This window comes from Embleya hyalina (assembly GCF_003967355.1).
GTDB classification, from domain to species: Bacteria; Actinomycetota; Actinomycetes; order Streptomycetales; family Streptomycetaceae; genus Embleya; species Embleya hyalina.
This window is the reverse complement of record NZ_BIFH01000055.1, coordinates 76121-93254: the sequence shown is the minus strand read 5'-3', so window position 1 is coordinate 93254 and position 17134 is coordinate 76121. Positions and strand designations below refer to the sequence as shown.

Below are 17134 nucleotides of genomic sequence, written 5' to 3'. Positions count from 1 at the left end.
CGAGGAACACGCGGAGCGGCAGCGGCTGTTGTCCACGGCCGCGGGCGGACGCCCACAGGTGCGACACGAGAGCGGCCGACCGCTCGACCTGAAGCTGCGCGGCGTGGGCTACCGCGTGCGGGTGGCGCGGGTGGGCGCGCACCGGTTCCGGGTCGGTATCGAGGCGGGCGAGGTGGTGCGCACCGCCGACGTCGAGCTCGACCGGTTCGACCGGCACACCGGTCAGATCGTGGTCAACGGCACCCGCTACCGGCTGCTCACCGCCACCCACGGGCCGACCCACCTGGTCGAGGTCGACGGCGTCACCCACCGCGTCGGTCGCGACGAGGGCGGCGTCGTACGCTCCCCCGCACCCGCCCTGGTCGTCGCGACCCCCCTTGCGGTCGGCGACGAGGTCGAGGCCGGCGCCCCGGTCCTGGTGCTGGAGAGCATGAAGATGGAAACGGTGCTCCGCGCACCGTTCCGCGCACGCCTGAAGGAATGCTCGGTCTCCGTGGGCAGCCAGGTCGACGTCGGTGCGGCGCTGCTGCGTCTGGAACCGCTCGCCGCCGCCGAAACCGACGCCGAGGACACCTCGTCCGTCGAGCTGGACCTGCCGGTCGCCGCCGAGGCGATCCCCACCCGGGAGCGCGCCGCACGCGGCCGGGAGAACCTGCGCGGTCTGCTGCTGGGCTTCGACGTCGATCCGCACGACGAGCGCCGGGTGCTCGACGACTACCTCGCCGCGCGCCGGGCGGCCCTGGCGGACGGCGACGAACGGCCGCTGGCCCGGGAATTGGAACTCGTCGAGATGTTCACCGACCTCGCCGAACTGGGCCGCAACCGCCCGGCGGGCGAGGACGGGGGCGGCGAGGGGCACGTGCACAGCGCCCGCGAACACTTCCACACCTACCTGCAGAGCCTCGACGTCGAACGGGCCGGTCTGCCCGAGGCGTTCCGGGCCAAACTCGCCAAGGCACTCGCCCACTACGGCGTCACCGCGTCGGAGCCGTCGGCCGAGCTCGAAGCCGCGGTGTTCCGGATCTTCCTCGGTCGGCGGCGCGCGTCCGCCGACGCCGCGGTGGTCTCGGCGCTGCTGCGGGTGTGGTTGCGGGAGGCGCCGCCGGACGCGACGCTGCGCGAGCCGGTCGGCCTCGCCCTGGAGCGCCTGGTCGCCGCGACCCAGGTGCGCTTCCCCGTGGTCGCCGACCTCGCGCGGGGGCTGGTGTTCGCGTGGCTGGCTCAGCCGTTGTTGCGCCGCAACCGTGCCCGCGTCTACACCGACGTCCGCCGGCACCTGCGTCATCTGGACGCGCACCCGGACACCGCGGACCGCGCCGAGCGCATCGCGTCGATGGTGCGCAGCACCGAACCGCTGGTGTGCCTGCTCGGCCGGCGGCTCGTCCACGACGGCCTGGACGACACGATCATGCTGGAGGTGCTGACCCGCCGGTACTACGGCAACAAGGGCCTCTCCGGCGTGCGTTCGACCGAGGTCGCCGGTTGCACGTTCGTGGTCGCCGAGCGGGCGGGCACGCGCCTGGTGTCCGCGGCGGTGCGGTTCGACGAACTCGGCGGCGCGTTGAGCGGGCTCGCCGAACTCGCGGACGGGGAGGGCGCGGTCGAGGCGGACATCTATCTCGGGTGGGAGAAGCAGCCCGCGGACTCGGACGCGATGGCCGCCGCGCTGCACGAGGTCGTGGACACCCACCGGCTCTCGCACCGGGTCCGCCGACTCACCACCACCGTCGCGGGCCGTGGCGGTGCGGTGATGCACCACCACTTCACGTTCCGCCCGGCCGGCACCGAAATGGTGGAGGAGCGGCTGATTCGTGGTCTGCACCCGTACATCGCGCAGCGCATGCAGTTGGAGCGGCTGAGCAAGTTCGACCTCACCCGGCTGCCGTCCTCGGACGAGGAGGTCTACCTCTTCCAGTGCGTGGCCCGGGAGAACCCCGCCGACGACCGCCTGGTCGCCTTCGCCCAGGTCCGCGACCTCACCGAACTCCGCGACCACGAGGGCCGACTGGTCGCACTGCCGACCGCCGAGAACGTGGTGGCCACGTGCCTCGACTCGATCCGCCGCGCCCAGTCGCGGCGCCCCGGGCGCAAGTACGCCGACACCAACCGGATCGTGATCTACGTCTGGCCGCCGACCGAGATCACCCGCGCCGAGCTGGAAACGCTCGTCGGCCGCGTGTTGCCGACCACCGAGGGCGCGGGCCTGGAGGAGATCCTGGTCATCGCTCGGATGCGCAACCGGCACACCGGCGCACTGGACAAGATCGCCGTCCGGATCTCCGTGGACGCCTCCGGCGGGCCCGAAGTCACCATCGGCGAACGCTCGTTCGAGCCGATCGAGCCGATCGACGAGTATCGGCGCAAGGTGCTCCGCGCGGCCGCCCGCAACACCGTCTACCCGTACGAACTGGTGCGTCTGCTGGGCGACTTCGTCGAGTACGAGCTGGACGACGAGCACGTCCTGGCGCCGGTCGACCGACCGAGGGGCACCAACACGGCGGCGATCGTCGCGGGCGTGGTCACCACACCCACCGAGTTGCACCCGCAGGGCATCGACCGGGTCGTCCTGCTCGGCGATCCGACGAAGTCGCTGGGGGCGCTGTCCGAGCCGGAGTGCCGGCGGGTGATCGCGGCGCTGGACCTGGCGGAGCGGATGCGGGTGCCGGTGGAGTGGTACGCGCTGTCGTCGGGTGCCCGGATCTCGATGGAGTCGGGCACGGAGAACATGGACTGGGTGGCCGCCGCGCTCAAGCGGATCGTCACGTTCACCCAGGACGGCGGCGAGATCAACATCGTGGTCGCGGGCATCAACGTCGGCGCCCAGCCGTACTGGAACGCCGAGGCCACCATGCTCATGCACACCAAGGGCATCCTCGTGATGACCCCCGAGTCCGCGATGGTGCTCACCGGGAAGCAGTCGCTGGACTTCTCCGGCGGTGTCTCCGCCGAGGACAACTTCGGCATCGGCGGCTACGACCGGGTGATGGGGCCCAACGGCCAGGCGCAGTACTGGGCGCCGAACCTGGGCGCCGCGCGGGACGTGTTGATGGAGCACTACGACCGGACCCACGTGGTACCCGGCGAGGCGATGCCGCGGCGGGCGCGGACGAGCGATCCCGTCGACCGCGACGTCCGCGACTTCCCGCACACGTGGGCGGGCAGCGACTTCACCACGGTCGGGGAGATCTTCTCCGCCGAGCACAACCCGGACCGCAAGAAGCCGTTCGACATCCGCACCGTGATGCGCGCGCTGTCCGACCGGGACCACCCCGCGTCGGAGCGCTGGGCCGGCATGGCCGACGCGGACACCGCCGCGGTCCAGGACGTGCGTCTGGGCGGTGTACCGGTGTGTCTGATCGGCATCGAGTCGCGGTCGGTGCCGCGGCTGGGGTTCCCGCCCACGGACGGCCCCGACACCTACACGGCGGGCACGTTGTTCCCGCAGTCGTCGAAGAAGGTCGCGCGGGCGATCAACGCGGCGTCCGGGAATCGGCCGCTGGTGGTGCTGGCCAATCTGTCCGGGTTCGACGGCTCGCCCGAGTCGATGCGCAAGCTGCAGTTGGAGTACGGCGCGGAGATCGGCCGGGCGGTCGTGAACTTCCGCGGGCCGATCGTGTTCTGCGTGATCTCGCGCTATCACGGCGGTGCGTTCGTGGTCTTCTCCAAGGCGCTCAACCCGAACATGACCGTGCTCGCGCTGGAGGGTTCGTTCGCCTCGGTGCTGGGCGGCGCGCCCGCCGCCGCGGTGGTGTTCGCGGGCGACGTGCGCGCCCGTACGACCGCCGACTCGCGGGTACGGACGCAGGAGGCACACGTCGCGACCGTCTTCGGCGCGGAGCGTGCCGCGGCCAAGGCGGGGCTGGACGAGATCCGGGCGTCGGTTCGGGCGGAGAAACTCGGCGAGGTCGCGGCGGAGTTCGACCGCGTGCACGACATTCGGCGGGCGGTCGAGGTCGGCTCCGTCGACGCCGTCATCCGCGCCGAGGAACTGCGCCCGCGGATCATCGAGGCGATCGAACGGGGGTTGCGCGCGGCCGACGACGACCGGTCCCCGTCATCGGTCGCCCGAATGCAGCAGTGCGGGGCGCGTCCGTAGGGGTGGATTCGAAAATCGCCGACATGCCCGGTGAGCAGCGACGATGCCGGAAGTCTCGGTATTCGTCGGGTTATTCGAGGGGATTCGTGCGCCCGCCGACCGCGGATCCGCGTTCAGGATGAACCCGACCACCTCGGGCGAGGTGGTCTCTTCGAGGACAAGGGGATCTCATGCGTAGAATCGCGCGCGCTTCCGGCACCGTTGCCGCCGCGCTGCTCATCGCGGGTGCGGCCGGTACCCCGGCGTTCGCCCTGACGGCGCACGCCCACCACGCGGCGCCGGCGTCGGTTCCGCAGGACGGCGGTTGGGGTGGCGGCGGCGGCCTGGGCGGCTGGGGCCACGGGGGCGGTGACGAGCACGGCGGCGGCGGCGCCGGCGGCTGGGGCCCGTTCGGCGGTGGCGGCGGCTGGAGCGCGCCCTAGGACCGGTGTGGTGGTCCGGGTGGCTCGGTTGGCCGGGCCCCCGGGCCACATCCCTTTCGGCGTACCCGTGACGTGTCGGTGCGAGAGGTTATGGTCGGGCCCCGTCCCACGCGCCGTCAGGAGTCGCCCCGTGTCCCGCGCCGAACCCGTCTCCGCTCCACCCGTGATCGAGTTGCGTCAGTACACCCTGCACACCGGACGGCGGGACGAACTCGTCGAGTTGTTCGACCGGGAGCTCGTCGAGACCCAGGAAGCGACCGGGATGACCATCCTCGGGCAGTTCCGTGATCTCGATGATCCGAACCGTTTCGTCTGGTTGCGCGGATTCTCGGACATGGACACCCGACACCGCGCGCTGACGGCGTTCTACGGCGGCCCGGTCTGGGCCGAGCACGCGCACCGCGCCAACGCCACGATGGTCGACTCCGACGACGTCCTGCTGCTGCGCCCCCTGGCGGCCGGGAGCGGTCCGGCCGTGCGTCCCTCCGAGCGCCCCCCGTTCGGTACGCCGGCGTCGGACCGATTCGTATCCGCCGATGTGTGGTCCTTCCCGCTCGGTCGGCACGAGGGCCCCGCGGCGATCCGGGACCGACTCGTCCCCGTGTTGTGCGAGACCGGGCCCGCCCCGCTCGCCGTGCTGGGTACCGAGAGCGCGCACAACACGTTCCCCGGGCTGCCGGTGCGCACCGGGGAGAATGTCGCCGTGGTCCTCACGTCCTACCCCGACGAGAGCGCGCATCGGCGGCACGTCGCCGAGTCGCGGGCCCATCCCGTCGCCCGCGACGAGATCCTGCCGGCCATCGAGCGCGAGGGGATCGCGCCCGTCCGGACCCTCCGGCTGACTCCCACGGGCCGCTCGCTCGTCTCCTGACGCCAAAAACGTCGGCCTGCCCGATCCGATCGGATCGGGCAGGCCGACGTGCCTCCACCGGGCCCGTGCGGCCTCGCCGGGTCAGGACAGCGGGGCCGCCTGCCGCACGACCTTCGCCCGCGCCCGCTCGATCGAGGCGTGTACGACCGGTTCGAACGCGGAGCCCAGCAGCCTGGTGCCCAGGTCCATGACCTTCGCGTCGAGGCCGATGCACACCCGGGTTCGGCGCTTGCGGACGCTGCCGAGGATCACGCGCGCCGCGTGCTCCGGCGAGGTCTTGGACAACGAGTCGTGCACCGCCACGACCTCGGCCCGGTCGGTTCCCCGCGCCGCCCGCGAGTTGCGCACGATGGAGGTCCTGATCCCGCCGGGATACGCGGTGGTCACCCCGATCGTGCTGCCCTCACGCCGCAGTTCGTTGCGTACGGACTCGGAGAAGCCCCGCACGGCGTACTTGGTCGCGGAGTAGGCGCTGCGCTGAGGCATGCCGAACAACCCGAACGAGGAGGACACGTTGACCAGATGGGCGCCGCGCGCGGGATCGGCGCGGCGCAGGTGCGGGAGGAAGGACTTCGTGCCGTGGGCCACCCCCCAGAAGTTGATGCCCATGATCCATTCGAAGTCGGCCCACTCCATCTCGTCGACGCTCGCGGTCAACGCCACCCCGGCGTTGTTGATCACCAGGTTGACCTGGCCGAAGCGCTCCGCGGTGGTGTCCGCCCAGTCCTGCACCTGCTCGCGCCGCGCGACGTCGACCACGTCGACGTGCACCTGCTCCGCGCCCAACTCCCGGGCCCGCCGCGCGGTTGTGTCCAGGCCCTCCGTGTCGACGTCGGCGAGGGCCAACCGCGCGCCGTGTTCGGCGAGGGCGAACGCGAGTGCCTGTCCGATTCCGGAGGCGGCTCCCGTCACCGTGCACACGCGTCCTGCGTAGTCTCGAATCACGGGTTCACTCCAAAAACTCGGCCGCACGTGAATGAGGGGACATCGGCTCCCGGATTCAGGAGAAGGCGCCGACGGTGGAGCGCAGATCGGTGGAGAGGTCGGTCAGCAGACTCGGCAATGCCTCGTGCACGTACAGATGGCCGCCGGGATAGGTGCGCAGTCGCAGGGGCCGCGTCGTCTGTTCCTGCCAATTCGACAGGGAGTCCACCGCGACCAGGGTGTCGTCGCGGGCACCGAAGACACTCAGCACACAATCCAACGGCGCCTCGTGCACGTACCGGTGCTGGAGGGCCAACAGGAGGTCGGCCATCATGGCCGGTCCGAAGGCCGCCATCGCGCCCTGGTCGCGAAAGACCTCGGGCGGCAGCAGGTCGGTCAGTCCCAGTTGCCGCCAGGGCTGGTCCGAGATCAGGATCGGCTGGCACGCCCGCGCGAACGCGCCGCCCTGCGGCGGCGGCACGGCCGACAGGGCCAGCAACGACGGCATCGTGTGGCCGCAACGGCGAAGCTCGCGCACGGTGTCGAAGGCGATCATCGCGCCGATGCTGTGACCGAAGAAGACGTACGGCCGGCCGTCGTCGGATTCCAGTACGAGTTCCGCGACCATCGCGCTCAATTGCGCCGGATCGGTGAGTGACACCTCACCGGTACGGGCGCCGCGACCGGGAAGTCGTACGGCCGTCACCTCGACCGAATCCGGCAGATAATCCACCCACGGCGCGAACATCGTGGCGTCCGCGCCCGCATAGGGGATGGTGAACATCCGCACCGGGGCGAGCGGCCGGGGGGTAAAGGTGACCAGGTCCGGACGCGGAGAGCGAGTGCCGAGCGGGCGGCAGATGGATTCCACAGGCGATTCTCGATTCGTCCTACGCGAACTACGCGAAAAGGCGGGGGTCGGTTGCGTTCGGCGAAAATGCCGGCCGATCGCGGAGACTCTATGCCCTCGGGGGAGCCCGGCCGGAAACACGATCGCCCGAACGGGTAATGCCGCGAGTTCCGGCACGTGATATCCGAACAGCCTTGTGGGTCGAATGATTTGCCGTTTCGACCCGGCCCCCGGGAGGACGGTCAGCCGGCTGGTCGGTCGATGCCGTCGGCGGCGGAGTCGGCCGCCTGGCCGACGAGTTCGGGGTGGGCCTCGGTGCGGGCGTCGGGCAACTTCGCGCCGGTGTCGCGAGGGCGTCGGGGCAACGACCACGAGGGCGCCCACCAGTTGGCCCGGCCGGTGAGGCGCATCAGGGCGGGGACCAGGACGCCGCGGACGACGGTGGCGTCCACGACGACCGCGACCGCGAGGCCGACTCCGACCGTCTTGAGCAGGGTGACGTGGGACATGGTCAGCGCGACCATGGTGGCGGCGACGATCAGCGCCGCGGCGGTGAACAGTCGACCCGTGTGCTCGATGCCGAAGACGATCGACCGGGTGTTGTCGCCGGTGCGTACGAACTCCTCCTTGATCCGGGCGAGGAGGAAGACCTCGTAGTCCACGGAGATGCCGAAGGCGACGGCCAGGGTCAGCAGCGGCATCGTGGTCTCCAGCGTGCCGCCGGTGCTGAAGTCGCCCACCAGTCGGCGCAGATGGCCGTCCTGGAAGACGTAGACGATGGCGCCCAGGCTCGCGATCATGCTGAGCAGGCCCATCAGGACCGCCTTGATCGGTACCAGGACGCTGCGGGTGAACAGGAACAGCATGACCAGGGTGCCGACCAGCATGATCGCGACGCCGTAGGGAAGTGCCGCGCGCAGGGTGTGTTTGGTGTCGGTCAACTCGGCCGCCTTGCCCGCGACCAGGTGGGGCTGCGGGGCGGGCAGGGCGCGCAATCGGTGTACGAGCGCGACCGTGTCGGGCGACTGGCTGTCGGCGGTGCCGACCACGCGCAGCACGCTGCCCACGACGGCGGGGCGGCCCGGCTCCGGCGGCGCGGCCGGGCGTTCGACGGCGGGTGTCGTCCCGTCGGCGGCGGTCGCCTCCGGTGGCGAAGCCGGCAACTCCGATGTCCGGACGGGGAGTCCCGCGCGGTAGTCGCCGGTGTCGGCGAGGACGTGCGCGACGTGGGGCAGCGCGGACAACCGTCGGGCGTAGGCGTCGATCGCCGGCGCGTCGGTCGCCGCGTTCGCCCGGGGCAGGATCACCGGGATGATCCGCTCGGGCGGGTCGGCGAAGTCGGCACGCAACAACTGTGCCGTGCGGTGCGGTTCGGAACTCTTCGGCAGGATCTTCTCGTCGATGGTGGTGAACCGCGCATGCAGGAAGGGCAGGGCCAGGACCAGAAGGAGCACCGCGGCGGTGCCTCCGCACAGGATCGGCCGGGACGTGGCGAGCGTGGCGATGCGACGCCAGACGGGGCTGCCCCCGCCGACCCGTCCGCGCCCGCGCCGGAAGCGGCGGAAGGGATCCAGCCGATCCAGACGCGGTCCCAACACGGCCAGCAGCGCGGGCAGTACGAGCAGGGATGTCAGCGACGAGATGCCCACCACCAGGATCGACGCCCACGCCAACGAGCGCAGCAGTTCCAGCGGGAAGACGAACAGCGCGGACAGACACAGGGCCACCGTCGCCGCGGAGAACAGCACGGCCCGCCCGGCGGTGGCCATGCTCAGCGCGATGGCCCGGCGCGACTCGACGCCCCGGGAAAGCTCCTCGCGATAGCGGGTCACGATGAACAGGGCGTAGTCGACGGAGAGGGCGAAGCCCAGTGCCGCGCAGATGTTGATCGCGAACACGGTGATCGGCATCGTGAGGGTCAGTGTGGCCAGGACGGCCAGGGCGCCGGCCACGGAGACCGCGCCGACGGCGAGCGGGATCGCCGCCGCGGTCAGCGATCCGAACGCGAGCAGCAGGATGATCATGGTCAGCGGCGCCGCCAGCAACTCCCCGCGTTCGAGGTCGCGTTCGGACTCGTCGGTGGCCTGGGCGTTCAGCCACGCGGGTCCGGTGGCAGTCACCCGCAGACCGGCGGCGGCCTTGCGCACGGCGGGGACCAGGGCGCGCGAGGCGACCGCGCCGTCGCGTTCGCTGCCGGCCAAGTCGACGCGGATCAGGGCACCTTCGCCGTCGCGCGAGCGCAACAGGGGCGAGCCGGTGGTCCAGTAGGACTGCGCCGCGTCCACGCCCGGCCGGCCCGCGACCAGCGCGGTGATCCGGCGGCCCGCCTCGGCGACCTCGGCGTCGTCCACCGGCTTGTCGGCGCGGACGTAGAACACCAGGTCCGCGGCGTCGGCCCCGTATCGGGCGGCGACCCGCTCGGCCTCCGCGGCCCGGGTCCCCGTCGCGGTGAATCCGCCGTTGGACCAGCGGTCCTTGGCGCCGGCGACCACGACGGCGGCCAGGAGCAGGACGATCAACGCACCGGCCAGGAGCGGGCGGCGGTGTCGTGCGCACAGCTCGGCGAGGCGGCCGAGCGGGTCGCCGGGCGGGTCCGGCGTCTCGTGTTCGGGAGGCGGGGCCGGGATGGTGTCGAGCATGGTGTGTCCTCCCAGGACGACGTCGTCTGTGCGATGGGCGAGGACGCCCGTGAACCGGGCTCGGGTATGGGCATGGCGAAGTCCGGGCCGCCATCGCGTCGGGCGGCCGGGCAGGGGTGAATCCTGTTGCCGACGGTCCGCCGCGGCCACGGATATTCGGGGGCACTGTTCGCACCGCAAGCGAGGGTACCGCGCATACGGACCACAACTCGTTATTGCCGGCCACGGCCGCCGCATCGCAATTAATCGTATGTATAAGAATCGGATGTGTCCGGCCGGCGATCGAGTCGATAAATATGCCCATCGATGCCCCGGGTCGGAACTAGCCCATACCGGTGAACCTGACTTCCCGCGCCGCAGGGTGTACTTTTCCGACGCCCACGCATGGATAGTATCGACGTCGCAATACCCGGCCATCGGTTCCACGAGAAGAGGAATGAGACCGTGCAGGTTGTATTGACCGGAGGCACCGGTTTCCTGGGTCTGCGGCTCGTTCGTGAACTCGTGAATCGGAATTGCTCCGTCACGCTGCTCTCGCGCCGGAGCAGCACCAGCGCCGTCGACCGAATCTCGCATGCCCTGGGCCGACTGGGCGAGACGCCGGATTTCATTCAGAAATTTCGTCGTCGCGCCGACGAACTGGACATCGAAATCGAGCGCCCCCTGTTCGGCCTCCCCGACGACCGGGTGGAAAAGCTCGTTCGGCGTACCGACATGTTCCTCCACAGCGCCGGAAACATCGATCTCAACACCGGTGCCCGGGCGATCCGGCCGGTGAATGTAAACGGAACGCAAAACTTCCTCGACATCGCCGCCAGAAGCCCGCACGGCGCGCCGTTCTGTCATGTCAGCACCGCGTTCGTGGCGGGCGCCCGACGCTCGGGCACCGTCGCCGAAGCCGACCTGATCGACACCTACGGCTTCGAGAACGAATACGAGCGGTCCAAGTGCGACGCCGAATCCCTGGTCGGCCGATGGGCCCGGGAAAGCGGAATGCCGGCACTCGTCATGCGTCCCAGCATTCTCCTCACGGACCGGCCCCCGACCCCGGGACTCCCGGCACACCCCTTTCAGACCATCAGCGCACTGCTGCGTGCGTCGACGATCGAAAGAGGCATCGCCGGACTCTCCATTCCGCGGGGTCTGCGACCGGTCATCCACATGCAGGGACAGGCCGACGCGCGGCTGAACTGCCTTCCCGTCGAGGACGCCGCGAAGGCCATCGTGAGCATCGCCGCGGAACACCGGTCCACGGCGGCGGAGACATACCACATCGTTCACCCGGACGACGTCTCCGCCACGACGCTCATCGAACTCTTCGAGAAATTTGCCCCGATCCGCATCGTCCTCCGGCCCGAGTTGCCCGAAAGGCTCTCCCCGGCCGAGCAGCGCTTTCACAGCTACGCCGGGTTCGCCGCGTACTTTCGGCACACGCGGGTCTTCGACGACCGCAACGCGCGCCGCGTTCTGGGCGGACCCTGTTCCCGGACGACCGTCGACATGGCCTATCTCCTGGCCGGCACGCACGGGATTCTCTGACGGTCGACGAAACCCGAGTCCGACAACCCTCCCGAAAGGCCACAGGAGAAACCGTTCATGACCATCGGACTGCAGGCATCACCTCGTCGTGACGTGTCGGATCCCACCGCCGACGGTCTCCTGGCCGTGCTTCGCCAACCGCGGAGCATGGCCACGATCGTTCGGCGCCTGTCCGACTCCGTGACCGGCGCCGTCCTGGGTGACGCGCCCGTCGACGGCTGCGAAGTCGTCGGCACACTCTCTCCGCTGTATCCCGAATGGCTCGGGGATCGTTCGTTCACCACCGACCACGGCGTGCGATTCCCTTACGTGGCCGGTGAGATGGCACAGGGGATCGCGGGCGTCGCCATGGTCGAGGCGATGGCGCGCGCCGATCTGCTGGGCATCTTCGGAGCGGCCGGACTGCCGATCGACGCGGTTCGCCGGGCGATCGAGGAACTGCGCCACAAGCTGCCCGAACACGCCCCGTGGGGGGTGAACATCATCCACAATCCGCACTCGCCCGTGTGGGAGGACGAGGTCGCCGCCCTCGCCATCCGACACGGTGTGCGGTGCGTGTCCGTGTCCGCCTTCAGCAAGGTCACCCGCGCCCTCGCGCACTGTTGCGCGGCGGGCCTGCGGATGCGCGCCGACGGCCGGATCGTCCGTCCCCGGATGATGATGGCCAAGGTCTCGCGGCCCGAGGTCGCCGAACAGTTCCTCGCACCGGCACCCCCCGAGCTGCTGCACGAACTGCTCACCCAAGGGCTGCTGACCGCCGACGAGGTGGCCCTCGCCGCCCGCGTGCCGATGGTCGACGACCTGACCGTGGAGTCGGACAGCGGCGGGCACACCGACGGCAGGCCGCTGTCCACCGCGCTCCCGCAGATCCTGGCCCTGCGCGACACCGTCGCCCACCGGCACGGCATCGCGCCGCGCACCAGGATCGGCGCGGCCGGCGGCCTGGGCACCCCGCACGCCGTCGCCGCCGCGTTCGCGATGGGCGCCGCGTACGTGGTGACCGGATCGGTCAACCAGCTCAGTCTGGAGGCCGCCACCTCCGACCGGGCCCGCACGATGCTCCAGGCCGCGGACACGATGGACGTGGCCATGGCACCGTCCGCGGACATGTTCGAGATGGGCTCGAAGGTACAGGTCCTCAGCCGCGGCACGATGTTCGCCGCCCGGGCCTCCAGGCTCTTCCAGCTGTACCGCGACCACGAGTCGCTGGAGGACATCCCCCCGGCCCAGATCGCCCGACTGGAACGGGAGATGTTCCGTCAGCCGGTGGCGCAGGTGTGGGCCCAGACCGAGGAGTTCTGGCGCACCAGGGAGCCCGCGCAGGCCGACCGCGCGGCCGTGGACGGCAAACACCGCATGGCGCTGGTGTTCCGCTGGTACCTGGGCATGTCCAGCACCTGGGCGACCACCGGGGTCGCCGACCGCAGTGTGGACTACCAGATCTGGTGCGGTCCCGCGGTGGGCGCGTTCAACGACTGGCGCAAGGACGGATTCCTCGCCGATCCCGCGAACCTGTCCGTGGTGCAGATCGCCCGCAATCTCATGGAAGGCGCGACGGTGCTGACCCGCGCGCAGCAACTGCGCAGCCACGGTGTCGATCTGCCCGCCCAGGCGTTCACCGTCCACGCCCATGAACTGCTCTGAATCGCACATCGCAAGGAGTCCCGTGCCCGAGAGTTCCCGTCCCTCCCAACCACCCATCGCCGTCGTCGGCCTGAGCACCCTGCTGCCCGGTTCCTCGGACGTCGGCGGGTTCTGGCGCGACGTGGTCCACGCCCGTGACCTCATCCGAGACGTGCCGGACACCCACTGGCTCGTGAGCGATCACTATTCGAGCGACCCCACCGCCCCCGACAAGACCTACGGCAAGCGTGGGGCGTTCATGTCGCCGGTGGCGTTCGACCCGCTGGCCTTCGGCACCCCACCGTCCACGATCGACGCCACCGACACCGCGCAACTGCTGAGCCTGGTCGCGGCCGAACGGGTCCTGCGCGACGCCTGCGGCGACGACGGCCCGTCCGAGACGATGCGAGAACGCACCGGCATCATCCTGGGAGCCAGCCCCACCGAGCTGGCCTTTCGCATGTCCTTCCGGTCCCAGCGGCCGACCTGGCGCCGGGTCATGCTCGCGCGCGGCGTGCCGGAGCCCAAGGCCGACGAGCTGTGCGAGGCCATCGCCGCGTCGTATCCGGTGTGGAAGGAGAGTTCCTTCCCCGGCATGCTCACCAACGTCATCGCCGGCCGCGTCGCCCGCCACTTCGACCTGCACGGCAGCAACTACACCACCGACGCGGCCTGCGCCAGCTCGCTGTCCGCGATGAGCGCCGCCATCGACGAACTCACCCTCGGCCGCGCCGACATGATGATCACCGGCGGCGTGGACCCGCTGTGCGACGCCTTCGGGTTCACCTGCTTCAGCAAGACCCCGGCGCTGTCCCCGTCGGGCGAGTGCCGGCCCTTCTCCGCCGACGCCGACGGCACCCTCCTGGGCGAGGCCGTGGCCATGGTCATGCTCAAGCGCCTGGCCGACGCCGAACGCGACGGCGACCGCGTCTACGCGGTGATCCGCGGCGTGGGCACCTCCTCCGACGGACGCGGATCCTCGATCTACGCCCCCGCCGTCGCCGGGCAGGTCCGCGCGCTGCACCGGGCCTACGCCAGCGCGGGCTACAGCCCCGCGACGGTGGAGCTGATCGAGGCGCACGGCACCGGCACCAAGGCCGGCGACACCGCCGAAGTCACGGCCCTGCAGGAGGTGTTCGGCTCGGGCGACCCGGCCGACATCGCGCGCTGCGCCCTCGGATCGGTGAAGTCGCAGATCGGCCACACCCGGACCGCCGCCGGCGCCGTCGGACTGGCCAAGGCCGCCCTCGCCCTGCACCACCGGATCCTGCCGCCCACGATCAAGGCCGACCGCACCGATCCGGCGCTGGAGTTGGAGAAGGGCCCCTTCTACCTGAGCACCCGGACCCGGCCCTGGATCCGCGGCACCGACCACCCGCGTCGGGCCTCGGTCTCCAGCTTCGGGTTCGGCGGTACCAACTTCCACGTCACCCTCGAAGAGCACCGCCCGGCGGAAACCGCCCCGGCGGGCGAGCGGTACACCCGCAGCGCGCCCAGCGAACTGCTGCTGCTGAGTGCCGATTCCGGCCCCGCGCTGGTCGCGGCGCTGGACGCGCTGGCCGCGGACACCGCGCCGGCGGCCGACCTGGCGCGCCGTACCCAACTCGCCTTCGACGCCGCGGCGACCCACCGGCTGTGCCTGGTCGTTCGCGACGAGGACGACCTCCGGGCCCAGGCGGCGGACGCGCGGCGCCGGATCGCGGCCGATGCGCGGGCGGCCTTCCACACGCCCGGCGGTGTGCGTTACGCGTGCGGTCCCGCCTCGACCGACAAGATCGCGATGTTGTTCCCGGGGCAGGGCAGTCAGTACCCCGAGATGGGCATGGACGTCGTGATGCACCAGCCGCTCGCGCTCGCCGCGTGGGACCGGCTGGCCGGCTTCGAGATCGACGGACACCCGCTGCACCGTCTCGTCTTCCCGCCGCCGGCCGTGGACGAGGCGGGCGAACGCGCGCAGGCCGAACGGCTCAAGGCCACCGAATGCGCGCAACCGGCGCTCGCCGCCCACGCGTTGACGATGCGGGCGATCCTGGGCGCGGTCGGCTTCGAACCCGACTGCGTGGCGGGACACAGCTTCGGCGAACTCTCCGCGCTGCACGCGGCCGGCGTCTACGACGACGACACCCTCATGTCCCTGGCCCGGGCCCGCGGCGAACTCCTGCGCGACGCGGGCAAGGTGTCGGGCGCGATGCTCGCGGTCACCGCCTCCGCGAAGGAGGCGGACGACCTGGTCCGCGGCATCCGCCGAGCCTGGGTCGCGAACTACAACTCCCCGACGCAGCACGTCGTCTCGGGCGCGGAATCCGCGATCGTCAAGGTGGAGAAGCGCGCCCTGGAGCAGGGTCTCAAGACCCAACGGCTCGCCGTCTCCTGCGCCTTCCACAGCCCGCTGCTCCAGTCCGCGACCACCGGGTGGCGACCCGCCCTGGAGCGGTACGAGTTCGCGAAGCCGCGCCTGGCCGTCTACGGCAACGCCGACGCCCGGCCGTATCCCGACAAGGCGTCCGCGATCCGCACCGTGCTGCACGATCACGTGACCTCCTCCGTGCGATTCGCCGACATGATCCTGGCCATGCACGACGACGGCGTCCGTACGTTCGTCGAGGCCGGCCCGGGCACCGTACTCACGGGCCTGGTCGGCAGGATCCTCGCGGACCGGCCCCACCTCGCGCTCAGCGCGGACCAGGCCCGGGGATCCGGACTCACCGCACTGCACCGCGTCCTGGGCGCGCTGGCCGTCGCCGGTCGCCCCCTGGACTTCGCCCCGCTGTGGGCCTCGTTCACCTCGAGCACTCCTTCGCCATCGCTGACAAGGACGGGTATGACCATCCCCATCTCCGGTCCCAACCCCGATGTGGGACACCGCGAGAGCACCCCCGCCGTGCCCGTGGTCCACCAGTCGGGCACCGGGTTCCAGCCGGCCGTCGCGACGACGAGCCCGGCGCTGCCGGTCGCCGCCGCGCGGCCGATGCCGCCGGCGCCGCTCGCCGTCACGCAGGCGGCACCGCCGGCTCGGGTCCAGGCGGCGCCGCCGCCGGTCGCGGCCCCGGCTCCGGTCGCGGCGCCGATCGCGGCTCCGGCCCCCGCGCAGTTCGCGGCCGCCGCGCCCGTGTCGGTGCCCGAACCGGCGCCCACCCATGTGCCGGCGCCCGTTCCGGTACAGGCGGCCCCCGCCGTGCCGGTACGTTACGAACCGCCGGCCGCGGAACCGACGGCGCACGACGTCACCTCGTCCGGCTCCACCTGGTCGCCGGTGACCGCCTCCGGTGCCTGGCTGCACGCGTTCCTGGAGGTCCAGCGCCAGGCGGGCGACGCGCACAGCGCCTACCAGAGCACGACCTCGGCCAGCCACGCCTCCTACCTGGACCTGGCCAAGACCTCGCTCGACGCGCTGATGGCCTGGCGGCCCGGGGCCGAGCCGCGAGCCGCGGCCGCCCCGGTGCACGCTCCGGTCGAGATGTCGGCGCCGGTCGCCCCGAGCCCGCGTGCGCTGGAGGCCCGGCCTCCGGCCCTGGAGATCAGCCCCGCGCCGCCGATGCCGACGGCGTACCAGGCGCCGGCCCCGGTCACCCAGGCCCGCCCGCCCGCTCCGGTCGTTCCGGCGCCCGTCGCGCCCGTCGCGCCCGTCGCGCACCAGAGTGTGGTCCAGGTTCCGCCGGCGATGGCGCAGATCCCGGCTCCGACCCAGGCACCGGCCCTCGCGGCCGCGCCCGCCCCGGCTCCGGTCGCCGCGCCCGTCCCCGCTCCGGTCGCCGTTCCGGCTCCGGCTCCGGCTCCGGTTCAGGAGAGCGGTGCGGACGTGGCGTTGGCGATCGTGGCCGAATTGACCGGCTACCCGGTCGAGATGCTCACGCCCGAGATGGATCTGGAGGTGGACCTGGGTGTCGACTCGATCAAGCGGGTGCAGATCCTGACCCGGTTGCGGGACCACTTCCCGGGTGAGGCCGACGTGGACCCGGCCGACCTGGCCCGGTTGCGCACCATCGCCGCGATCGCCGAGAAGATCACGTCGATGCGCGCCCCCGGCTCTGCCGCCGCGCAGGCTCAGCCCCGCACGCAGGCCCTGGTTCCGGCCCCCGCTCCGGTCGCCGTTCCGGCTCCGGCTCCGGCTCCGGTTCAGGAGAGCGGTGCGGACGTGGCGTTGGCGATCGTGGCCGAATTGACCGGCTA

Annotated in this window: 9 protein-coding genes; 6 read left to right on the top strand and 3 right to left on the bottom strand. The window is 71.4% G+C overall.

Annotated features, from left to right (window positions below):
- Nucleotides 1-58: 58 nt before the first annotated feature.
- The 3 genes from EMA17_RS48150 to EMA17_RS48140 all read left to right on the top strand — a co-directional run bounded on the left by EMA17_RS48150 (nt 59) and on the right by EMA17_RS48140 (nt 5389).
- A complete protein-coding gene (locus EMA17_RS48150) occupies nt 59-4096 on the top strand; it encodes a carboxyl transferase domain-containing protein (protein ID WP_246127375.1) in 4038 nt (1345 codons plus the stop codon).
- A 170-nt stretch (nt 4097-4266) separates the two neighbouring features.
- Nucleotides 4267-4518, top strand: a complete 252-nt coding sequence (locus tag EMA17_RS52390) for a hypothetical protein (RefSeq protein ID WP_160161843.1) — start codon at nt 4267-4269, stop codon at nt 4516-4518.
- Nucleotides 4519-4648: 130 nt separating this feature from the next.
- Nucleotides 4649-5389, top strand: coding sequence for an NIPSNAP family protein (locus EMA17_RS48140; protein ID WP_126643568.1), 741 nt, complete (start codon nt 4649-4651; stop codon nt 5387-5389).
- Between the two features lie 81 nt (nt 5390-5470).
- Here the strand turns inward: EMA17_RS48140 and EMA17_RS48135 are convergent, their stop codons facing one another.
- The 3 genes from EMA17_RS48135 to EMA17_RS48125 all read right to left on the bottom strand — a co-directional run bounded on the left by EMA17_RS48135 (nt 5471) and on the right by EMA17_RS48125 (nt 9802).
- Nucleotides 5471-6334 (bottom strand): SDR family NAD(P)-dependent oxidoreductase, encoded by an 864-nt coding sequence (locus tag EMA17_RS48135; RefSeq protein WP_218043270.1) that lies wholly within the window; start codon nt 6332-6334, stop codon nt 5471-5473.
- 55 nt (nt 6335-6389) lie between these two features.
- A complete protein-coding gene (locus tag EMA17_RS48130; protein WP_246127378.1) occupies nt 6390-7097 on the bottom strand; it encodes a thioesterase II family protein in 708 nt (235 codons plus the stop codon).
- 308 nt (nt 7098-7405) lie between these two features.
- Nucleotides 7406-9802 carry an MMPL family transporter gene (locus EMA17_RS48125; protein WP_160161842.1) on the bottom strand — a complete coding sequence of 799 codons (2397 nt, stop codon included), beginning with the start codon at nt 9800-9802 and terminating at the stop codon, nt 7406-7408.
- 444 nt (nt 9803-10246) lie between these two features.
- On the opposite strand from EMA17_RS48125, the gene EMA17_RS48120 reads away from it, so the two are divergent.
- The 3 genes from EMA17_RS48120 to EMA17_RS52385 form a co-directional block, all read left to right on the top strand.
- A complete protein-coding gene (locus EMA17_RS48120; protein WP_160161841.1) occupies nt 10247-11341 on the top strand; it encodes an SDR family oxidoreductase in 1095 nt (364 codons plus the stop codon).
- A 57-nt stretch (nt 11342-11398) separates the two neighbouring features.
- Entirely contained in the window at nt 11399-12985 is a 1587-nt protein-coding gene (locus EMA17_RS48115; RefSeq protein WP_246127374.1) for a PfaD family polyunsaturated fatty acid/polyketide biosynthesis protein, read from the top strand.
- A 22-nt stretch (nt 12986-13007) separates the two neighbouring features.
- Nucleotides 13008-17134: type I polyketide synthase (locus tag EMA17_RS52385; protein ID WP_160161840.1), on the top strand; the 4127-nt coding region annotated here is incomplete at its 3' end.

What these genes read in the sequence shown, in the direction of transcription:
- EMA17_RS52390 (WP_160161843.1), top strand. Translation starts at nt 4,267, where the DNA reads ATGCGTAGAATCGCGCGCGCTTCCGGCACCGTTGCCGCCGCGCTGCTC.
- EMA17_RS48130 (WP_246127378.1), bottom strand. Translation starts at nt 7,097, where the DNA reads ATGTTCACCATCCCCTATGCGGGCGCGGACGCCACGATGTTCGCGCCG.
- EMA17_RS48125 (WP_160161842.1), bottom strand. Translation starts at nt 9,802, where the DNA reads ATGCTCGACACCATCCCGGCCCCGCCTCCCGAACACGAGACGCCGGAC.
- EMA17_RS48115 (WP_246127374.1), top strand. Translation starts at nt 11,399, where the DNA reads ATGACCATCGGACTGCAGGCATCACCTCGTCGTGACGTGTCGGATCCC.